General features: G+C 69.6%; 19 protein-coding genes. 15 read left to right on the plus strand and 4 right to left on the minus strand.

Features of this window, described 5'->3' with window-relative positions; translation table 11 throughout:
- The first annotated feature begins 163 nt into the window (after positions 1 to 163).
- Both AP234_RS38460 and AP234_RS08880 read left to right on the plus strand, forming a co-directional pair.
- Complete coding sequence (locus tag AP234_RS38460) at positions 164 to 604, plus strand: hypothetical protein (protein ID WP_235558043.1); 441 nt, start codon at positions 164 to 166, stop codon at positions 602 to 604.
- An 85-nt stretch (positions 605 to 689) separates the two neighbouring features.
- Positions 690 to 1091 (plus strand): hypothetical protein, encoded by a 402-nt coding sequence (locus AP234_RS08880; RefSeq protein WP_055479090.1) that lies wholly within the window; start codon positions 690 to 692, stop codon positions 1089 to 1091.
- Between the two features lie 44 nt (positions 1092 to 1135).
- Here AP234_RS08880 and AP234_RS08885 read toward each other — a convergent pair whose 3' ends face one another.
- Positions 1136 to 1489 (minus strand): DUF742 domain-containing protein, encoded by a 354-nt coding sequence (locus tag AP234_RS08885; protein WP_055479091.1) that lies wholly within the window; start codon positions 1487 to 1489, stop codon positions 1136 to 1138.
- The gene (locus tag AP234_RS08890; protein WP_160330395.1) at positions 1486 to 3630 is read right to left on the minus strand and encodes a nitrate- and nitrite sensing domain-containing protein; all 2145 of its coding nucleotides are present in this window, start codon (positions 3628 to 3630) and stop codon (positions 1486 to 1488) included. Before AP234_RS08890 ends, AP234_RS08885 begins: the two co-directional genes overlap by 4 nt.
- Positions 3631 to 3993: 363 nt before the next feature.
- Here AP234_RS08890 and AP234_RS08895 point away from each other — a divergent pair, with 363 nt between their 5' ends.
- The 5 genes from AP234_RS08895 to rfbD all read left to right on the plus strand — a co-directional run bounded on the left by AP234_RS08895 (position 3994) and on the right by rfbD (position 9402).
- Positions 3994 to 4350, plus strand: coding sequence for a hypothetical protein (locus AP234_RS08895; RefSeq protein WP_055479093.1), 357 nt, complete (start codon positions 3994 to 3996; stop codon positions 4348 to 4350).
- Between the two features lie 634 nt (positions 4351 to 4984).
- Positions 4985 to 6448 (plus strand): sugar transferase, encoded by a 1464-nt coding sequence (locus tag AP234_RS08900; protein WP_055479094.1) that lies wholly within the window; start codon positions 4985 to 4987, stop codon positions 6446 to 6448.
- Between the two features lie 61 nt (positions 6449 to 6509).
- Positions 6510 to 7574 (plus strand): glucose-1-phosphate thymidylyltransferase, encoded by a 1065-nt coding sequence (locus tag AP234_RS08905; RefSeq protein WP_055479329.1) that lies wholly within the window; start codon positions 6510 to 6512, stop codon positions 7572 to 7574.
- The gene (gene rfbB / locus AP234_RS08910; protein ID WP_055479095.1) at positions 7571 to 8524 is read left to right on the plus strand and encodes a dTDP-glucose 4,6-dehydratase; all 954 of its coding nucleotides are present in this window, start codon (positions 7571 to 7573) and stop codon (positions 8522 to 8524) included. The genes AP234_RS08905 and rfbB overlap by 4 nt, the downstream gene beginning before the upstream one ends.
- Positions 8524 to 9402 (plus strand): dTDP-4-dehydrorhamnose reductase, encoded by an 879-nt coding sequence (gene rfbD / locus AP234_RS08915; RefSeq protein ID WP_055479330.1) that lies wholly within the window; start codon positions 8524 to 8526, stop codon positions 9400 to 9402. The genes rfbB and rfbD overlap by 1 nt, the downstream gene beginning before the upstream one ends.
- A 23-nt stretch (positions 9403 to 9425) precedes the next feature.
- Here the strand turns inward: rfbD and rfbC are convergent, their stop codons facing one another.
- Positions 9426 to 10034, minus strand: coding sequence for a dTDP-4-dehydrorhamnose 3,5-epimerase (rfbC, locus tag AP234_RS08920; protein WP_055479096.1), 609 nt, complete (start codon positions 10032 to 10034; stop codon positions 9426 to 9428).
- Between the two features lie 95 nt (positions 10035 to 10129).
- Between rfbC and AP234_RS08925 the strand changes: the two genes are divergently transcribed.
- From AP234_RS08925 to AP234_RS08960, 8 genes are read left to right on the plus strand one after another with little or no spacing between them, the layout of a single operon-like run.
- On the plus strand, positions 10130 to 11335 hold the full coding sequence (locus AP234_RS08925; RefSeq protein WP_235558044.1) for a methyltransferase domain-containing protein: 1206 nt from the start codon (positions 10130 to 10132) through the stop codon (positions 11333 to 11335).
- Positions 11332 to 12117 (plus strand): hypothetical protein, encoded by a 786-nt coding sequence (locus AP234_RS08930; protein WP_055479097.1) that lies wholly within the window; start codon positions 11332 to 11334, stop codon positions 12115 to 12117. The genes AP234_RS08925 and AP234_RS08930 overlap by 4 nt, the downstream gene beginning before the upstream one ends.
- The gene (locus tag AP234_RS08935; protein ID WP_055479098.1) at positions 12111 to 12776 is read left to right on the plus strand and encodes a PIG-L deacetylase family protein; all 666 of its coding nucleotides are present in this window, start codon (positions 12111 to 12113) and stop codon (positions 12774 to 12776) included. Before AP234_RS08930 ends, AP234_RS08935 begins: the two co-directional genes overlap by 7 nt.
- An 11-nt stretch (positions 12777 to 12787) precedes the next feature.
- The gene (locus tag AP234_RS08940; RefSeq protein ID WP_055479099.1) at positions 12788 to 13807 is read left to right on the plus strand and encodes an NAD-dependent epimerase/dehydratase family protein; all 1020 of its coding nucleotides are present in this window, start codon (positions 12788 to 12790) and stop codon (positions 13805 to 13807) included.
- Positions 13804 to 15075 carry a DUF4910 domain-containing protein gene (locus AP234_RS08945; RefSeq protein ID WP_235558045.1) on the plus strand — a complete coding sequence of 424 codons (1272 nt, stop codon included), beginning with the start codon at positions 13804 to 13806 and terminating at the stop codon, positions 15073 to 15075. Before AP234_RS08940 ends, AP234_RS08945 begins: the two co-directional genes overlap by 4 nt.
- Complete coding sequence (locus AP234_RS08950) at positions 15076 to 16095, plus strand: hypothetical protein (protein ID WP_055479100.1); 1020 nt, start codon at positions 15076 to 15078, stop codon at positions 16093 to 16095.
- Positions 16092 to 17633 (plus strand): oligosaccharide flippase family protein, encoded by a 1542-nt coding sequence (locus AP234_RS08955; protein ID WP_235558046.1) that lies wholly within the window; start codon positions 16092 to 16094, stop codon positions 17631 to 17633. The genes AP234_RS08950 and AP234_RS08955 overlap by 4 nt, the downstream gene beginning before the upstream one ends.
- 11 nt (positions 17634 to 17644) lie before the next feature.
- A complete protein-coding gene (locus tag AP234_RS08960; RefSeq protein WP_055479101.1) occupies positions 17645 to 18550 on the plus strand; it encodes a glycosyltransferase family 2 protein in 906 nt (301 codons plus the stop codon).
- Here the strand turns inward: AP234_RS08960 and AP234_RS08965 are convergent.
- Positions 18507 to 19724, minus strand: coding sequence for an acyltransferase family protein (locus tag AP234_RS08965; protein WP_055479102.1), 1218 nt, complete (start codon positions 19722 to 19724; stop codon positions 18507 to 18509). The genes AP234_RS08960 and AP234_RS08965 overlap by 44 nt on opposite strands.
- Between the last annotated feature and the right edge of the window lie 239 nt (positions 19725 to 19963).

Below are 19963 nucleotides of genomic sequence, written 5' to 3' on the forward strand. Positions count from 1 at the left end.
GAAGCGTCGTCCGCCGCGCTGACGATCCTTTGACCATCCGCTGACGTCCTGCCGGGACGCGTGATCAGGATTTGCCACACGTGTTGTTCTGGCGGATCCGCCGGAGGCCGTACGGAGGTCGGTATTCCGTTTCGGCGGGTACGTTCCCAGGAGGGGGAATGCCATGAAGAAGATCTTCGCAGTCGCCGTGTTCGCCACGCTGGCCATGCTGGGCACGACCGCCGCCGCCACGGGCCACGTTCATTCGCAAGCCGGATCGCGGGCCGGGGGGCCGCCGGAGCCGAGGCCGGGCGCGCAGGTCGGTACGGAATCGCAGCGGCCGGCGAAGGCGCGGCGACAGGTGAGCGAGGCACAGTACAAGACCCTCCGCGACCAGTGCCGCTACGCGGATACGAAGGAGGCGCGCGAGCAGTGCCGGGCGGACGTCGCGGACCGATACTGCGTGGGCAGACCCGATCCCACACTCGACTGCCGAACCTATTCCGGCGTCACCGTCTGCGGGGAGCTGAAGCTGAGCGAGCGCGAGCAGGCCTGCGTCCGCAAGTCCGTACAGGACGGGATGACCCAACGCCGCGCGGAGGTGGAGTGCTACGCGTTCAACTGAGCGCCGCCGACTTCGGTGGGGAGAAATCAGGCTGAACAACCAAATTTCGGGTGATCGCGAACTTCGGATGATCTAACCTGCCGGAGTGGACGCCAACAGCAGGGGTGCCGCCGATCTCCTGAGGGCGCTGATGCGTACGGCGGCGCGGTTCAGCGAGACCGGACGGTCGCTCTCCGATGCCAACTTCCCCCACGTCCGCTGGTCGCCGATCTCGGACCTGGCGGGCCGGGCCGTACGGCTTGGCCTGGAGCTCACGCTCCCGGGACACGAGATCGTCTTCGAGTTGTCGGTCGCGGTCGGGACCGATGGGGGATTCGCGGTGCGGGGTGAGATCGTGCTGGACGGCGAGGACGTGTTCCTCGATCTGCCCCCGGCCGAGGCCGCCGACGTGACGGCGTGCACCGCCATGCTGGACCGATACGCGGACGAGCTCATCGCGCCGGCTCGCGCGCAGGTCGGACGGCTGCTCGAAGAGTGTCCGTCCTGATCTCACCCGGTACGTCACGGCGGCGCGGCCGGTTGAGGCTGCCGTCACAGCGCCTGCAGGCCCTGGATCACCTCGCGGAGGATGTGCTCCTGCGGCAGTTGCGCGACGGTCGCCTGCGGGCGGGCCGTGATCAGACCCTGGTCGCGCAGGTCGCTGAGGAGGATCCGGACGACGTTCAGCGACAGGTTCAGCTCCCCGGCGATGTCGGCGACAGAGGACGGTGACCGGCACAGGTTGAGGATCCGTAGATGCTCGGGGGCCAGCCCGGCGGTACGGCCATAGGCCGAGGGGGTGGTCCGAATGATCATCATCATGTCGAAGTCGGGCCCCGTCGGGCGGGTCCGGCCCCGGGTGAGGGTGTATGGCCGCAGCAGCGGACCGAATTCCTGTTCCGTCACGACTCCTCCTGAGCGCGCTGCCAGCCCGCCTGGAATGAGGAGAACAAGTCCGCCCGCTCTTCACGCAGTTGTGGTGCAAGGTTGGCCTGCCGCACCCGCCTTGGCAACTCGTCCCGGTCGCCGGACCTGTCGCCGGTCCTGTCGCTTGACCTGTCGCCGGTCCTGTTGCCGGTCCTGTTGCCCGGTTCACCGCCTTCGCCCCGCTCTGCCCGATCGACGGTCGCGTCCACGGCCGGCGGGGTGAGCGCGAGCGCGGGGGCGGGATGCGATACGGCGATCGCCTCGACCGACAGATCCGGGACCTCGGCCGTCACGACCAGCTCCTGCGGAAGGAGCACGACCGCGCTCGTCCCGCCGTACGGTGAGGGCCGCAGCGAGACGCGCACGTTGTGGCGCTGGGCAAGGCGCGCGACGACGAACAGGCCGAGCCGGTCGCTGTCGGCGAGGTCGAACTCGGGCGCGTTGGCGAGCAGCTCGTTGATCCGGGCCATCTCCTCGGGCGCGATGCCGAGGCCGCGGTCCTCGATCTCCAGCGCGAAGCCCCGGGCGACCATCTCGCCGCGTACCTGGACCCGCGTGTGCGGCGGCGAGAAGATCGCCGCGTTCTCGATCAGCTCGGCCAGGAGGTGGATGACGTCGGTGACCGCGCTGCCGACCAGGGCGGGGCCGTGCGGCACGATGACGTCGACCCGCAGGTAGTCCTCGACCTCCTCCACGGCGGCGCGGGCCACGTCGAAGAGGTTGACCGGGTCACGCCAGCCGCGTCCGGGGGCCGCGCCCGAAAGGATGATCAGGCCCTCGGCGTGCCGCCGCATGCGGGTGGTCAGGTGGTCGATCCCGAACAGCTTCTCCAGGACTTCGTGGTCGGTGACCTCCCGCTCCAGGCTGTCGAGCATGCCGAGCTGGCGCTGCAGCAGCGACTGGCTACGGCGTGCCAGGTTGAGAAACACCTTGTTGACGCCCTGGCGCAGCGCGGCCTCCTGAACCGCGGATTCGATCGCGGTGAGCTGCACCGAGGTGAACGCCTGGCCGACGTTCTCGACCTCCATGGTCTCGGCGGTCTTGAGCATGGGCGGGGTCTCGGCCGCCACGTCGACGTCCTCGCCGCGCCTGAGGCGGTTGATGATGCGCGGAAGCCGCAGGTCGGCGAGCTCGACGGCGGCTCGCTGGAGCCCCGTGAGCTCGCCGGTGATCCTCCTGGCGAACCGGAAGGAGGCGAACGCGGTGCCGAGGATCACGATGAGTCCCACGATGCCGATGAGGGCGATGCTGAGGAGGATGCCCTGAGCACGCGGTGCCGCCCGGGCGGAGAGGGTCATGCCGACCGAGAGGGTGAGATCCTCGAACTTCTTGGACACCCCCTCGGTGATCGTCGGCCAGGTGAGCGCACTCGACGGCAGCGGCTTGCCGGGCTTGACCCGGCTCAGGATCTGATCCTCCATGGACACGAACGAGGTGTAGAGGGAGGAGGTGTTCAGCTCCGTGAAAGGCTGGAGCAGCTCGGCGTCGAGCTGGCCGGTGCCGAGGTTGTAGAGCATCCGCCGTTTGCTGACCATCGCGGCGAAGGCGTCGCGGTCGTCCTGCGTCATGCGGCTGGCCACCTGGACGCCGGTGAGCAGCGCCGACTGCTGGCTCACCATCTCATGGCTGCGTACGACCAGGACGACGGCCTTGGTCTGCTCGATCATGTCGATGTCCGCGGAGATCATCAGGTAGTCGTAGGCCGAGAACCCGACCTCGGCCACCGCGCTGTACTCCTCGATGGCGTCGAGGCTGTGAATCGTGTGCCGGTCGACCCGGTCGCGCAGCCCGTCGAGCTTGCGCGTCCGGTTGATGAGGTCCTGGACCCGGTTCCACATCGCGGGAGGCGTGTCGTCCTTGACGCTCGCCGATGAGCGGGCGAGCTCCGCCACCGCCTCGTCTGTCACCTTGCGTTCCCGGTCGAGCTCGCTCTTGAGCGCGACCGGAGAGTTGAGGCAGGCGGCGGTCAGCAGGCGCTCGCGCTGCAGCTGCAGCAGCACGCCGCCCATGGGCTGTACGACGTTGGTGAAAACGGTCTGGATCCGGAGCAGCTCGACGCCCTGCCGGATCGTGAAGGAGGCGCCGATCCCCCACATCATCACCAGAGCAATGGCCGGCACGAGCAGGATTGCCGTGATCTTGAAGCGAATGGAACGTTTCCGGCCAGCCATAAACCCTGTCCGTCCGTGACCCCTCGGTTAATAGTGGCGAAACACTAGCAATCCGGGAGTCGCACTACCAGGGAAGCTTCTTAACATTTGGGGGACGGTTCGCGCAACGTCCCGGTTTGCTGTGGTCTATGGCTTAACGTCCATTTATTCGGACCTGACCGCCGCGTGCCGGCGGGCGACCGCCGTACGGCGGCCGTACGGCCGCTCCGTGGCCGGTCCTGGCCGGACCGATGGCATCTCGGGCCTCCTTGGGACACGACCTTGTGTCGGTTCGCTTGCGCGGGGCGGCTTCAAGTCGTCACAATCGCGCCCATGCACGGCAACGCAGTGCCGGATTCCTATGTGTACGTCACCGAAGAAGGTGTGACCCGCCACTACGCGGACGGCAGTGTCGAGGCCCTCGCGTGGGAAGACGTTGTCGAGGTCAGGGTCGGCGGGCACGTGCCCGCCGACGGCGACGTTTTCATAGTCCTCCTGGACGGCGAGGGCGAAGGCTGTGTCGTCCCCAGGTCGGCGACCGATGCGAGCTTCCTGGCCCGGTTGCGGTATCTGCCGGATTTTGACCTTGATCGGCTGAGCACTGCCGTCGAGAGCGCCCATGACGGATATGTCGTGGTATGGCGTAGTCCAGAGCCTCCCGCCCCGCTTCCCGATCTCGAATACGACTGACCGTCCCCGATCGGCCCGTACTTCCGATTCAGAGGCGATAATTCGAGTGCTGTCAAGGTTTCTGTCAAGATGTGAATGAGACTCGCTTTCGCTGCGATTCGGTGTGCTCGCTTCCCGGTATCCGCCTGTCCGAAAGCCAGTCATGTAATAAAAGCGACGAAGCCGACATGATGGTTTTATGTCGCCTTTGTGGCTCGCTTCGCTGGGAAGCGCGGTCCGCTTGACCGGGACGTCGGCGGCGACCGTGGTCCGGGAAGCTCCGCTCGCCTCTCCCGCCCGCCGGCCTTGGAGGGCCATGCCCGCCATCTGGCCGTACGTCTGTCGCAGGGGAGTCCGAGGCGGAGATGGACGGTGTTCGGGAGCCGTGGTGGTTCTTCTCGCCACGGCCCTAATCCATTGGCCCACGCGGATTGCCGTCGTCGGGGAATTCTTGAATCGGACCTCTTTCACGAGTTTCGGACGATCACCCCACGGCCGATTCTGGACGCTTGGCCACATTCCATACTCATGGGTTGTTCCTTAGTATCTGCTTGAAGCGCCGGCTCCAATGTGAACGAGACTTGGGTCAACCTGAGGGGCAATAGAGGCGTCAATCTCGCGGAAGGTCCGGCGGCGAGGGGCGTGGTAAATGGAAATGCGACTGGGATCGCCCGATCCTGCTGTCGTCCCCGACACCATTCGCGCGCGCCGGTCTCAGCGCGCGCCGGCGGCACGTCACACCCGGCTGCTGGTGACCGGCGACCTGGCCTGCGCCTTCGTCGCGCTGGCGACCGTCGTGCTGACCCGGGTCGGCCTCGGGCTGTTCATCCCGATCGAGGACTTCCTGCTCGGGCTGGCCCTCACCATCATGTGGCCGGGGGTCATGGCGCTCGTGGGCGCATATGGCCGTAGGACCCGGGACGAGGGCACGGAGGAGTTCCGCGTCGTCACGCAGGGAGGAATGGGCCTGATCGCCGCGACCGCGATCGGGGCCTACGCGACCCAGGCCACCGTGGCGAGAAGTTACGTGATGGCCATGATGCCGCTCGCGACCCTGATCACCCTGGTGTTCCGTCACCGGATGCGCAGGCGGCTGCACCGGCTGCGGGCCCGAGGCGAGCGCCTGCGCCGGGTGGTGGCCGTGGGACACCGCGCATCCGTTCTCGATCTGGTCGCGCAGTTCCAGCGGCAGCCGTACCACGGCATGCGCGTGGTCGCCGCGTGTCTGCCGTCCGGCGACGTCCGGATGCGGCGGAGTGAGGTGGGCGGGGTGCCCGTGCTGGGGGACTTCGGCGATGTCCCCGCCGTCGTCGACAAGGTCGAGGCCGACGCCGTCGCCGTGCTCGCCTGCCCGGAGCTGGACGGTGCGGCCCTGCGGCGACTCGCCTGGGGGATCGAGCCGAGGGGCACCGATCTGTTCGTGGCCTCGGCGCTCATGGACGTCGCCGGGCCGCGGATCGGGGTCCGCCTGGTGGCCGGCATGCCGCTGCTGCATGTCGAGCACCCCGACATCGACGGCATCCGCCAGGTCGTCAAGAGCGCGTTCGACAAGATCGTGGCGGCGTTCGTGCTGGTGGTCGTGGCCGTGCCGATGCTCGCCATCGCCGTCGCCATCCGGACCACCAGTCCGGGCCCGGCCCTGTTCCGCCAGCGACGGGTCGGCCGCCACGGCCGGGAGTTCCACATGCTGAAGTTCCGCACCATGGTCACGGACGCCGAGCGGCTCAAGCAGACGCTCTTCGACAGAAACGAGTCCGACGGCGTGCTGTTCAAGATTAGGAACGATCCAAGGATCACCCGGGTGGGCGTCCTGCTACGCCGCTACTCCCTGGACGAGCTGCCACAGCTGCTCAACGTGCTGCGCGGCGAGATGTCGCTGGTCGGCCCGCGTCCGCCGCTGCCCGTCGAGGTCGAGCGGTACGGCGCCGACGTGCGCCGCCGCCTGGTGGTCAAACCGGGGATGACCGGGCTGTGGCAGGTGAGCGGGAGATCGGACCTGACGTGGGAGGAGTCGGTCCGGCTGGACCTGCGCTACGTGGAGAACTGGTCGCTCATGTTGGACCTGCAGCTGCTGTGGAAGACCTGGTCGGCGGTCACCCGCGGGGAAGGGGCCTACTGAGATGACGGCCGCCAGGATCAAGGCAGCCCAGATGAAGGCGGCGCAGCCGAACACAGCCCAGATGAAGGCGCTCGTGCTCGCGGGCGGCTCCGGCACCCGTCTGCGGCCCATCACCCACACCCGGGCCAAGCAGCTCGTCCCGGTGGCCAACAAACCGGTCCTGTTCTACGGGCTGGAGTCGATCGCGTCCGCGGGCGTCAGCGAGGTCGGCATCGTCGTGGGGGACACCCACGCCGAGATCGAGGCCGCCGTCGGCGACGGTTCCGCGTTCGGGCTCCGGGTCACCTACCTCCGTCAGGAGGCGCCGCTCGGGCTGGCGCACGCCGTACTGATCGCCCGCGACTATCTGGGCGACGACGACTTCGTGATGTATCTCGGCGACAACTTCATCGTCGGCGGGATCGACGGGCTGGTCGAACGCTTCCGATCGCGGCGGCCGAGCGCGCAGATCCTGCTGACCAGGGTCTCCGATCCGAGCCAGTTCGGGGTCGCCGAGCTGGACGGCCGGGGGCGGGTCGTCGGCCTGGAGGAGAAGCCCCGCACGCCCAAGAGCGATCTGGCGCTGGCCGGCGTCTACCTCTTCGGCCCCGAGATCCACGAGGCCGTGGCCGAGCTGAAACCGTCGTGGCGCGGCGAATTGGAGATCACCGATGCCATCCAGTGGCTCATCGACTCGGGCCGGGCCGTCGAGCCCACGCTGATCTCCGGCTACTGGAAGGACACCGGCAACGTCGCCGACATGCTGGAGGTCAACCGGCTGGTGCTCGAGTCCCTGGAGACGCGGTCGGACGGCGACGTGCACGACTCCGAGCTGATCGGCCGGGTCGCGGTCGAGCCCGGCGCGACGGTGCGGCGCTCCCGCATCGTCGGTCCCGTCGTCGTCGGCGCGGGGACCCTGATCAGCGACTCCTACATCGGCCCGTTCACCTCGATCGCCGGAGACTGCCGGATAACCGGCAGCGAGATCGAGTATTCGATCGTCCTCGCCCGTGCCTCCATCGACGGCGTCCGCAGGATCGAGGCCTCGCTGATCGGTCACGACGTCGAGGTCACCCCCGCCCCCAACACCCCGCGAGCACACCGGCTGGTGCTCGGCGATCACAGTAAGGTCCAGATCTCCTCATGAGAGTGCTCGTCACCGGTGGCGCCGGTTTCATCGGCTCCCACTATGTGCGTACGGCCGTCGCCGAGACCGATGACAAGATCACGGTGCTGGACGCGCTGACGTACGCCGGCAATCTCGCCAACCTCGAACCGGTCTCCGGGGCGTACGACTTCGTCCACGGCGACATCTGCGACGCCGCGCTGATGGCGAACGTGGTGGCCGGTCACGACCTGGTCGTCAACTTCGCCGCCGAGTCCCACGTCGACAGGTCGATCGAGGGCCCCGACTCGTTCGTACGCACCAACGTGCTCGGCACCCAGACGCTCATGCAGGCCTGTCTCGACGCGGGCGTGCCCAGGGTCGTCCACGTCTCCACCGACGAGGTCTACGGGTCGATCGACATCGGGTCCTGGGACGAGTCCGCCTCGCTCCGGCCGCGGTCGCCGTACTCGGCCGCCAAGGCGGGCGGGGACATGATCGCCCTCGCCTACGCGGTCACGTACGGGCTGCCGGTGTCGATCACCCGCTGCGGCAACAACTACGGGCCCTACCAGCATCCGGAGAAGGTGATCCCGCTGTTCGTCACCAACCTGCTGGAGGGCCGGAAGGTCCCGTTATATGGGGACGGCGGCAACGTCAGAGACTGGATCCACGTCGACGATCACTGCCGGGCGATCCGGCTCGTCGCCGAGGCGGGAAAGCCCGGCGAGGTCTACCACATCGCCGGCACGGCGGAGCTGACCAATCTGGAGCTGACCCGGCGGCTGCTCGACGCGCTCGGCGCTGACTGGGACATGGTCGAGCACGTGGCCGACCGCCGGGGCCACGACCGCCGCTACTCGCTCGACGACACGAGGCTGCGACGGCTCGGCCACCGCCCGGCGGTCGCGTTCGACGACGGCCTCGCCGACACCATCGCCTGGTACGCGGGCAACGCCGACTGGTGGCGACCGCTCAGGGCGGGTGCGTGATGACGAGATGGCTGGTCACCGGGGCCGGCGGCATGCTCGGCACCGACCTCGTGGCCGTGCTGCGGGAGCATGGACGCGACGTCGTGCCGCTCGACCGGGCCCGGCTCGACCTGCGCGACTCGGCGGCGGTCCGCGCCGCGGTGCGCGACATCCGGCCCGGCGTGGTGGTCAACTGCGCAGCCTGGACCGCGGTGGACGACGCGGAGACCCGCGAGGAGGAGGCCCGCGCCGTCAACGGCGACGCCGTTGGCGTGCTCGCGCGGGAGTGCGAGGCGGCCGGGGCGCGGCTGGTGCAGCCGTCCACCGATTACGTGTTCGACGGCCGGAGCCGGGAGCCGTACGCGGAGGACGCCGAGCCGACGGAACCGGTCAACGCCTACGGCCGTACGAAGCTCGCCGGGGAGCGCATGGTCACCGAGATCCTTCCGGCGGACGGCTACGTGGTGCGCGCCGCCTGGTTGTACGGCGCAGCCGGGCGGAACTTCGTCCGTACGATCATCCGGCTGGCCGCTGAACGGGAGACGGTCGACGTGGTCGACGACCAGCGCGGGCAGCCCACCTGGGCGGCCGACCTGGCCCGGCGGATCGTCGCGCTGGTCGAATCGGGCGCGCCCGCGGGGATCTATCACGGCACGAACTCCGGGAGCACCACCTGGTGCGGCCTGGCCCGGGAGATCTTCACCCTGCTCGGCGCCGATCCCGACCGGGTGCGGCCGGTCGCCTCGGCGGAGTTCCCCCGGCCCGCCGCCCGCCCGGCCGACAGCGTTCTCGCACACGGCGGCTGGGCGCGGGCCGGGCTGGCCCCCATGCGGCACTGGCGGGACGCGCTGCACGCCGCCTGGCCCGTGCTCACGGCGGAGCGGGCGGGGGCTCGGTGAGCGGGGGTTCGGTGAGCGGCGGTTCAGCGAGCGGGGGCTCGGTGAGCGGCGGCGTACCAGTCGAGGCAGTCCCGGTTGTCGGGCAGCAGACCGGCGGCCAGCGCCTCCTTCAACGTCGGGGCGGCGGCGTCCTTGTCCGACAGGGTCAGCTCCTCGACCGGCGACGGCCAGTCGATGCCGATGTCCGGGTCGAGCGGGTGGACGCCGTGCTCCCGGGTGGGCGCGTACGGCTGCGAGCACAGGTAGACGATGGTCGCCTGCTCGCTGAGCGCGAGGAAGGCGTGGCCGAGCCCCTCGGCGATGAACAGGCCCCGCCTGGACTCGTCGTCCAGGGTGACCGCCTCCCATCGGCCGAACGTCGGCGAGCCGACCCGGATGTCCACCACGACGTCGAGGATCGACCCCGCGACGCAGGTGACGTACTTGGCCTGTCCGGGAGGGACGTCGGCGAAGTGGACGCCGCGCAGGGTGCCCCGCCTGGAGACCGAGCAGTTGACCTGGGCGACCTCCAGTCCGCGGCCGGCCGCGGCACGCAGGTCGGCCGCGCGGTACGCCTCGAGGAACGCGCCCCGCGAGTCGCCATGGATGCGAGGGGTGTGGCACCAGGCTCCGTCGATGCTCAGGCGATCCATGACCGAAGCATGACACAGCCGAGACGGCTGATCCCGATCTTGCGGGTTTCTCCTGGTCCTGACGATTGTGCCGCCGGCGGCGGCGAAGGAGCGAAATGATGGCAACCTGCCGGCTGTGCGGCTCGACCGACCTGATGGGGGTCGTCGACCTCGGCGCCACGCCCCCGTGCGAGCGCTTCCTGACGGCCGATCAGCTCGATGATCCGGAGCCCACCTACCCGCTGCACCTGCGCGTGTGCACCGACTGCCGGCTGGCGCAGATCCCGCCGTTGATCACCCCGGAGGAGACCTTCACCGAGTACGCGTACTTCTCCTCCTACTCGACGTCCTGGGTGGAGCACGCGCGGAGGTTCGTCGCCGACCGGGATCTGCGACCGGGCTCTTTCGTGGTGGAGGTGGCCAGCAACGACGGCTACCTGCTGCGGCACGTCGTCGACCGCGGGGTGCGCTGCCTGGGCATCGAGCCGTCGGCGAACGTCGGGCAGGTCGCCAGGGACCGGGGCGTGCCCACGATCACCGAGTTCCTCACCCCGGAGGTCGGCGCGGCCGTACGCGCCGAGCACGGGCCCGCCGATCTCGTCGTGGCCAACAACGTCTACGCCCACATCCCCGACGTGATCGGGTTCACCGAGGGCCTGCGCGCACTGGTCGCCGACGACGGCCTGGTCTCCATCGAGGTGCAGCACCTGCTCTCGCTCATCGAGCTCAACCAGTACGACACGATCTACCACGAGCATTTCCAGTACTACACGGTCGCCTCGGCGCAGCGGGCGCTGGCGAGCGGCGGCCTCACGCTGGTGGACGTGGAGCTGCTGCCCACACACGGCGGCTCGATCCGGCTGTGGGCGAGCCCCGGCGGCGAACCGGGTGAGCGCGTCTCGGAGGTGCTGGCCAGGGAGAAGGCCGCGGGGCTGCACGAGGCGTCCGGCTACGAGGACTTCGCCCTGCGCGTCGCCCGGGTCCGGCGTGACCTGCTGCGGTTCCTCATCGAGGTGGCGGAAGCGGGCCGGACCGTCGCGGGGTACGGCGCGCCGGGCAAGGGGAACACGCTGCTCAACCACTGCGGCATCCGGCCCGACCTGCTGCCGTACACCGTGGACCGCAACCCCTACAAGCACGGCAGGTTCACCCCCGGAACCCGGATTCCGATCCTGCCGCCGGAGCGGCTGGCCGCCGACCGGCCCGACTACGTCCTGGTCCTCCCCTGGAACCTGCGCGAGGAGCTGACCGAGCAGCTCTCCTACGTCCGTGAGTGGGGCGGCCGGTTGGTCTTCCCCATCCCCCACCTGGAGGTCGTGTGAAGGTCGTGCTGTTCTGCGGGGGGCGCGGCACGCGGATGCGCAGCGAGCTGCCCGGCGGTGACCTGCCGAAGCCGATGCAGCTCGTCGGCCCCCGGCCGCTGCTCTGGCACGTCATGCGCTACTACGCGCACTTCGGGCACAAGGACTTCCTGCTGTGCCTGGGGTACGGAGCCAACTCGATCAAGGAGTTCTTCCTCAACTACCAGGAGACCGACTCCAACGACTTCGTACTGAACGGCGGCCGTGTCGAGCCGCTGTCCACCGACATCTCCGACTGGTCGATCACGTTCGCCGACACCGGGCTCGACACCCCCATAGGCGAACGGCTGCGCCGGGTGCGGCCGCACCTCGACGGTGCGGAGATGTTCCTGGCCCACTACGCCGACGTGCTGTGCGACGTGCCGCTGTCCGACGTCATCGACCGGTTCTCCGCGGCCGACGCCGGAGCTTCGATGCTGGTGGTGCCGCCGGGCAACACCTTCCACTGCGTGGACCTGGCGGAAGGCGGGCTGGTCGGCGGGATCACCCCGATCAGCCAGATGCCGCTGTGGGTGAACGGCGGCTTCTTCGTGCTCCGCCAGGAGATCTTCGAGCACATTCCGGAGGGCGGCGACCTGGTCGCGCACGGCTGCGCCGAACTGGCCAAGCGCGGCAGGCTGCTGGCCTACCCCTACCGGGGCTACTGGCGTCCCACCGACACGGTCAACCAGCGGCTGGAGCTGGATCAGGCCTGGGCCAGGGGCGAACGGCCGTGGGCGCTGTGGGAGGCGGCGTCATGTTGACGCTGGTGCCGGAGCACTGCCGGGAGATCCTGCTCCTCGCCGCGCACTGCGACGATCTGCCGATCGGGGCGGGCGGGACGCTGCTCGAGCTCTGCCGGGCCCGCCCAGGGCTGCGGGTCACCGCGCTCGTGCTGTCCGGCGGCGGCACCGGACGGGAGGCCGAGGAGCGGGCGGCGCTGCCCGCCTTCTGTCCCAAGGCGGAGCTCGATCTGACCGTGCTCGACCTGCCGGACGGCCGGCTGCCCGGCCACTGGGAGCGGGCCAAGGCGGCCCTGGAGGACCTGCGGCGGCGGTGCGACCCCGACCTGGTGTTCGCCCCCGCGCCGCACGACGCGCATCAGGACCATCGCGGCCTGGCCCGCCTGGTGCCCACGGTCTTCCGCGATCACCTGACGCTGGGCTACGAGATCCTCAAGTGGGAGTCCGACCTGGCGCAGCCCGCCGTCTTCGTGCCGCTCACGGAGGAGACGGTGCGGGAGAAGACCGACCTGCTGCACGCGCACTACCCCTCGCAGCGCGCACGTGGCTGGTTCGACGAGGAGACGTTCCGCGGACTGGCGAGGGTACGCGGAGTGCAGTGTCAGAGCCGCTACGCGGAGGCGTTCCACGCGGCCAAGCTCGCCATCGGCGTCAGCGCCGGTGTCCACAGTCTGTTCTAGGGGAGATTTCGTTGCGCGTTCTGCTGACCGGGCACCAGGGCTATCTGGGTACGGTGCTGGCCTCGGCGCTGGCGGAGACCGGCCACGACGTCGTCGGGCTCGATTCCGGGCTTTTCGCCGACTGCGTGCTCGGTCCGGCTCCGGCCGATCCCAAGGCGTACGAGCTGGACCTGCGGGACGTGCGTCCCGAGCACCTGGCCGGGTTCGACGCGGTGATCCACCTCGCCGCGCTGTCCAACGACCCACTGGGCTCGCTGGCCCCCGAGCTGACCTACGACATCAACCACCGGGCCTCGGTACGGCTGGCCAGGCTGGCCAGGGACGCCGGGGTGGGCCGGTTCCTCTACGCGTCGACCTGCTCGGTGTACGGCGCCGCCGGGGGCGACGATCTGGTGACGGAGGACGCCCCGCTGCGGCCGGTGACGCCGTACGCCGTCTCGAAGGTCCGGGTCGAGGAGGACCTGGTCGAGCTGGCCGACGAAGACTTCAGCCCGGTGTTCCTGCGCAACGCCACCGCGTTCGGGTTCTCCCCGCGGCTGCGTGCGGACATCGTGCTGAACAACCTGGTCGGCCACGCCGTGCTCAGCGGCGTGGTGAAGGTGCTGTCCGACGGCACGCCCTGGCGGCCTCTCGTGCACGCCCGGGACATCGCGGCCGCGTTCCGGCTGGCGCTGATCGCCCCGCGCGGGGCCGTGCACCTCAGGGCGTTCAACGTGGGGACCGAGCGCAACAACGTGACCGTCGCGCAGATCGCCGCCGAGGTGGTCAGGGCGGTCCCGGGCGCCGAGCTGCTGATCACCGGGGAGACCGGGGCGGATCCGAGGTCCTACCGGGTGGACTTCTCCCGGATTCGGGCGGCGCTGCCCGGTTACGGCTGCGCCTGGTCCGTGGCGGACGGCGCGAGCGAGCTGGTGGCCGCCTACCGCCGGTACGGGCTCACCAGGGAGGACTTCGACACGAGGTTCACCCGCCTGGCCCGGCTGTCCGGCAGACGCGCGGCGGGGACCCTCGACGAGAGCCTGCGGCCGTGACCGGGTGGGAGATGCACGCCCTGGTGGAGCGGCTCTACCCGCTGTGCCGGAGCATCACCGGTGACGGTGTGCGCCGCACCCTGGAGATCCTCGGCGAGCTGATCCCGCTGGAGATCCACGAGGTGCCGACGGGGACCCGGGTTCTCGACTGGGTCGTGCCGAAGGAGTGGAACATCCGCGACGCCTACATCAAGGACGCCACGGGCAGGCGGGTGGTCGACTTCGCCGAGTCCAACCTGCACGTGGTCGGGTACAGCGTGCCGGTGTCCGCCACGATGACCATCGAAGAGCTCCGCCCGCACCTGCACACGCTGCCCGAGCAGCCCGGCCTGATCCCGTACCGGACCGGCTACTACGCGGAGACCTGGGGGTTCTGCCTCCGGCACGAGACGCTGGAGTCGCTCGGGCCCGGGCCGTACGAGGTGCGCATCGACTCGACGCTCGAGGACGGTCACCTGACGTACGGCGAGTGCGTCCTGCCGGGACGCGAGACCGACGAGGTGCTCGTCTCCTGCCACGTGTGCCATCCCTCGCTGGCGAACGACAACCTGGCCGGCATCGCGGTCGCGATCGGGCTCGTCCGGAAGCTGGCGCGGACGAATCCGCGGTACACCTATCGGTTTCTGTTCGCCCCGGGCACCATCGGAGCGATCACCTGGCTCGCCCGCAACCGCGACCGGGTCGAACGGATAAGCCACGGGTTCACCCTCGCCTGCGCCGGGGACGCGGGCGCGCTCACCTACAAGAAGAGCCGGCGCGGCGACGCGAAGATCGACCAGGCCATGCGGTACGTGCTGCGTTCGTCAGGACGTCCGCATCGGGTGCTGGAGTTCTCGCCGTACGGCTACGACGAGCGTCAGTTCTGCTCGCCGGGATTCGACCTGGGGGTCGGCTCGCTCACCCGGACCCCGTACGGCGCCTACCCCGAATATCACACCTCGGCCGACGATCCCGGCTTCGTGTCGCCCGAGGCGATGGCGGACACGCTGGAAACCTGCTGGGCGGCGCTGAACCTGCTGGAACGCGACCGCCGATACCTGAACCTCAGCCCCTACGGCGAGCCGCAGCTGGGCAGGCGCGGACTGTACGGCTCGCTGGGCGGCCGCAGCGACACCAGAGACGACCAGATGGCGATGCTCTGGGTGCTGAACCTCTCCGACGGAGAGCACGACTTGCTGGAGATAGCGGGACGATCCGGGCTCCCGTTCGACCTCGTGGCGGACGCGGCGGATGCCCTCGTGGACGCGGAACTGCTCAAGGAGCTATAGATGACGCAATTAGCCGCCCCGGCGCTCAACCTGCGTGTCGGTGAGCTCGTGGAGGTCCGCAGCGAGGAGGAGATCCTCGCGACCCTGGACGACAAGGGCGAGTTGGACAACCTGCCCTTCATGCCGGAGATGCTGCGCATGTGCGGGCAGCGGTTCAGGGTGCACAAGGTCGCGCACAAGCTGTGCGACACGATCACCGGCAGCGGCATGCGGCGCATGGACCGCGCCGTCCATCTGGCCGGGGCGCGGTGCGACGGGTCGGCACACGGCGGATGCCAGACCGCCTGCTCGCTGTACTGGAAGGAGGCCTGGCTCAAACGGGTGGAGCCTGGAACCCCGGAGGCCGAGGCCGCAGCGGTCGGCGGGGCTCGGCCATCCCGGCCGCTCCTGCCCCTGCTCGAGGTCAACAGCAGGAGGGAACCCGGCCCGGACGGCGAGGAGCGCTTCTCCTGCCAGGCCACGGAGCTCCTGCGCGCCGCGCCGGTCTGCCTGCCGCTGAAGGACCTGGGGCAGTACGTCATGGACGTGCGCAGCGGCAACGCCGGGGTCTTCGCGGTGCTGCGTGCGTTCCTCGTCGGAGTGTTCAACCGCTACCAGAGCGCCAGCAAGCGGATCCTCCCGCGATGGCTGTGGATCCGCGGCGGGTCGCGCTGGGGGTGGCTCAAGGGCCGCGCCGGCGCCAGGACCCCGGTCGCGGATCTCGGACTGCGGCCGGGCGAACTCGTCCGGATCAAGTCCAAGGAGGAGATCCTCAAGACCCTCAACGACGACCTGCTCAACCGCGGGATGGGGTTCGAGGAGGAGATGAGCCGCTACTGCGGCAGGACGGCCCGGGTGCGGGCCAGAGTCGACCGATGCATCGACGAGAAGACCGGGCGGATGCTGCGGATGAAGACCGCGTGCATCATCCTCGACGACATCGTCTGCGCGGGCGTCTACAACGTGAGCTGCCCTCGGGAGTTCGTGCCGTTCTGGCGGGAGATCTGGCTTGAGCGCGTCGAAGAGACGCGGCCCGCATGAGCCGTACCCCCGAGCAGGAGCAGGATCGTTCCCCGGAGCAGGAGCGGCCGGACGCGGAGCGGGAGGGCGGGGCGGGGCAGGCGGAGATGGTGGGCTCCATCGGCCGTAAGGCCGGACGGGGTCTCGGGTGGAGCCTGCTGGGCACGCTGGCCACCAAGATCGGGTCATTCGCCATGGGCCTGGTGCTCGCCCGCCTGCTCGCGCCGGAGGATTTCGGCCTGTACGCGATCGCGCTGGCCGCGACCCAGTTCGTCATGCACATCAACGACGCCGGCATCATCGCGGCGACCGTGCAGTGGCGGGGGAAACTGGAGGACATGGCGCCGACCGCGGCGGTGCTGGCCGTCTCGTTCAGCGCCGCCGTCTACGGCGTCTTCTGGGTGATCGCGCCGTCCTTCGCCCGCCTGGCGGGCAACGAGGCGGCGACCCCGGTGGTGCGCCTGCTCACCGCGATCATCCTGGTCGACGGGGTGACCGCGGTCCGCAGCGCGGCCCTGCTGCGCAGGTTCGAGCAGGACAGGCTGACGAAGGCCATCGTGGTGGGCTTCGTGGCGAACGCCGCCCTGGCCATTCCGCTGGCCGCCGGCGGCGCCGGAGCGTACAGCTTCGCCGTCGGGCAGGTCGCCGCTTCGGTGGTCACCGGGGTGCTGGTGTTCCTGTCGGCCAGGTTGCCGGTCCGTCTCGCGATGGACCGTGAGATCGCGGGCAGGCTCCTGCGGTTCGGCCTGCCCCTGGCGGGGAGCCTCGGCATCGAGTCCGTGCTGGTCAACGCGGACTACGTCATCGTGGGCGACGCCCTCGGCCCGGTCGCCCTCGGCTACTACCTGATCGCGTTCAACGTGTCGAGTTGGGTGCCCGGTCTCGTCGGCACCGCCGTCCGCTACGTTTCGGTCGCAGGTTTCTCCCGGCTGGCCGAGAACGATCCGGAGTCGCTGGAGTTGGGCGTGCGCCGCTCCGTCCCGCTGCTGCTCGCGGCGGTGCTGCCGGCGGCCGTGCTCATGTGCACGCTCGCGCATCAGATGGTGGTCTTCCTGTACGGCCAGAAGTGGGCCCCCGCGGCCGACGTGCTGCGCTTCCTCGCGGTGCTGATGGTGGTCCGGATGTTCACGTCCTTCGCCTTCGACATCCTCACCTCGGTCGGCGCCACCAAGTGGACGGTCTGGGTGAATCTGGGCTGGGTCGCGGTGCTGGTGCCCGCGCTGCTCGTGGGGACTCATCTGGATGGAATCCGCGGCACCGCGATCGGGCACTCCGTGGTCGCGCTGCTCGTCGCGCTCCCGCTCGCGGCGTTGGCGCTGCACAGGTCCGGTGTCCGGCTGCGCCCGATGCTGCCCGGGCTGGTGCGGCCACTGGGCGGTGCCGTACTCGCGACCCTGGTCGTCGTCGCGATCGCCACCGCGATGGCACCGCTGACCGGTGGTCTCCCGGTGGTCGAGTTGTCGGTGGCCGGCGGAGCCGGCCTGCTGGTCTACGCACTCGTCGTCGTGCCCGCGAGCCTGCTCAAGAAGCTGGGCGCCCGGGTGGTCCAGCTCATCTGAAAGGAACGAACATGCCGGGTGGCGACGTCCTCGTGTCCATCGGGCTCCCGGTGCGCAACGGCGCCGGGCGGCTGGAGCATGTGATCGAATCGGTGCTCGCCCAGGACTACGAGCGCATCGAACTCGTCATCTCCGACAACGCCTCCACCGACGACACCGAGGACCTGTGCCGGGAACTGGCGAGGTCGGACGGCCGGATCCGCTATCACCGGCATGCGGAGAACGTTGGGTTGCTCGCCAACTTCATCACCACCATGCGTCTCGCGAACGGGGAGCTGTTCCGCTGGGTCGGAGACGACGACCGGCTCGCCCCGCACTGCGTGTCCCGGGCGGTCCGGGCGTTCGCGGCGGACGAGCGGCTGGTGCTCGTGACCTCCCAGATCGCCTACACCGGGCCGGACGGGGTGACCGAGACCGCCGAATACGACGGCACCGGCCTGACCTCCGACGATCCGGTGGAACGGTTCACCGAGATGCTGCGGCTGCTCAACGAGAGTCACCTGCTCATCGATCCCCTGTACGGCATGGTCCGGCGCGACCGGGTGGCCGCCATCGCACGGCGGAACATGCTCCGGGAGGACGAGGTGTTCGCGACGAAGCTGGCGCTGGCCGGCCCGTGGGCGCATGTGCCCGAGGTGCTCGGTCACCGCAACTGGAAGCACGAGAGGCTGTCGGTGATCGCCCGGCGCCTCGGCGTCCCGTCATGGCAGGCGCATTTCGCCACCACGCTCCAGTGCGCCGAAATGCTGCGCTGGCTGGACACCGCGCGGCTCACCGCGGCGCAGCTTCGCCGGGCCCGTGGCGCGGTGTACCGGTGGTACGCCCGCCGTCAGCGGCAGACGATCGCACATCGCGGCCGTAAGGTCGTCCGGCTCACGGCCGGTGTGCTCCGTCCTCGGCCGGTGGCCGGACGCTGACCGGTGGCCGGGCGTCGGCCGGAGCCCTCTCGTCCGATCGGCCGGTCCACCGGGACACCCGGCCTTTCGCCGCCGTGCGGAGCGCGGACCAGCTCCGGTGTCGCTGGAACGGCAGCTCAAGCACGGCGGCGAACAACCAGGCGAAGAGCAGGCTCGCGGGTACGGCCACGGCCGCCGTGACGAGGAACCCGGCCAGGCCGGGGCCGACCCGCGGGGCCACCACCATCGTGCTCAGCACGACCACGATCGGAGCGTGGGTCAGATAAAGGCTGTAGGAGAACCTCCCCAGCGTGCGGATCGGGGCCGCGTCGAGCATCCGGACGAGGCCCGCCGGCCGGCGCGTGGCCACCGAGACCAGGGCCAGACCCGCTGCGGGCCCGATCGCCAGATCGATCCAGAAGAAGTGCTCCACGGTCCAGACCGATCCGTTCACGACGATGAGCACGACCACCGGGACGGCCGCCGCCACCGCGAGCACCGCCGGCCACGGCCGGGCGGACCGCTCCGGCCGGGTCACCACCCCGGCCGCGACGACACCGAGGGCGAACAGCACGGCGAACTGCGGCGTCAGCCGCATCAGCGCGGCCACGGCGGGCACCGTCGGCGACAGCAGCCCGATCATCGCGACCAGCGCCGTCACGATGCCGAGCAGCACCGGCGCGCCCAGCCGCCGCAACATCAAGATCATGATTGGGAAGACCAGGTAGAGCTGGGCCTCCACCGCGATGGACCAGAACGCGCCGTTCGGACTGGGAGACCCGGCGATGTCCTGCAGCAGCAGGCCGTACAGCACCACCGACCTGAGGGTGGGCACCCCCTCGCCCGGCTGCGGAACCAGCGTCCACGCGACGGCCAGGCTGAACGCCAACGCTCCCCAGTAGGGCGGCAGGATGCGCCACGCCCGGCGGACCGCGAACCGGCGCAGCCCGCCGACCCGCCAGCCGGAGCGTGCGGGGGAGACGGCCAGGGAGAAGCCCGACAACACGATGAAGATGACGACGGCGAAATGCCCGTAGAGCAGCCAGCTCAGCCATCCCGGCCCGGTGTCGTACGGAAATCCGGGAAACGACGTCAGCCGGCAGTGATGCAGCACGACGAACAAGGCCGCGAGCCCGCGGATGCCGTCCAATCCCGCCAGCCGTCCTTGGGCGACGGAGCGCTCTGTTCGATTCACTCTGGATTATCGTTGCGAGAGCACGGGTCGTTATTGGAGCGGATGAAAATCAAAACGTCAATCCCTGAACGACTGGAATGTGCTTTCGCTCGGGAGTCGTTCGTACGGCGATCGACCGCGATTCGGGGCGGCCGCAATCATCCATTCGGTCCTGACGATTCCGAGACCATCGCCCGATTTAAGTTCATGTTAGTATTATTAATATAATGTCCGCCTTGCCCGATTATGGGGCTATGTTG

The organism is Sphaerimonospora mesophila (genome assembly GCF_001417795.1).
Taxonomy (GTDB): Bacteria; Actinomycetota; Actinomycetes; order Streptosporangiales; family Streptosporangiaceae; genus Sphaerimonospora; species Sphaerimonospora mesophila.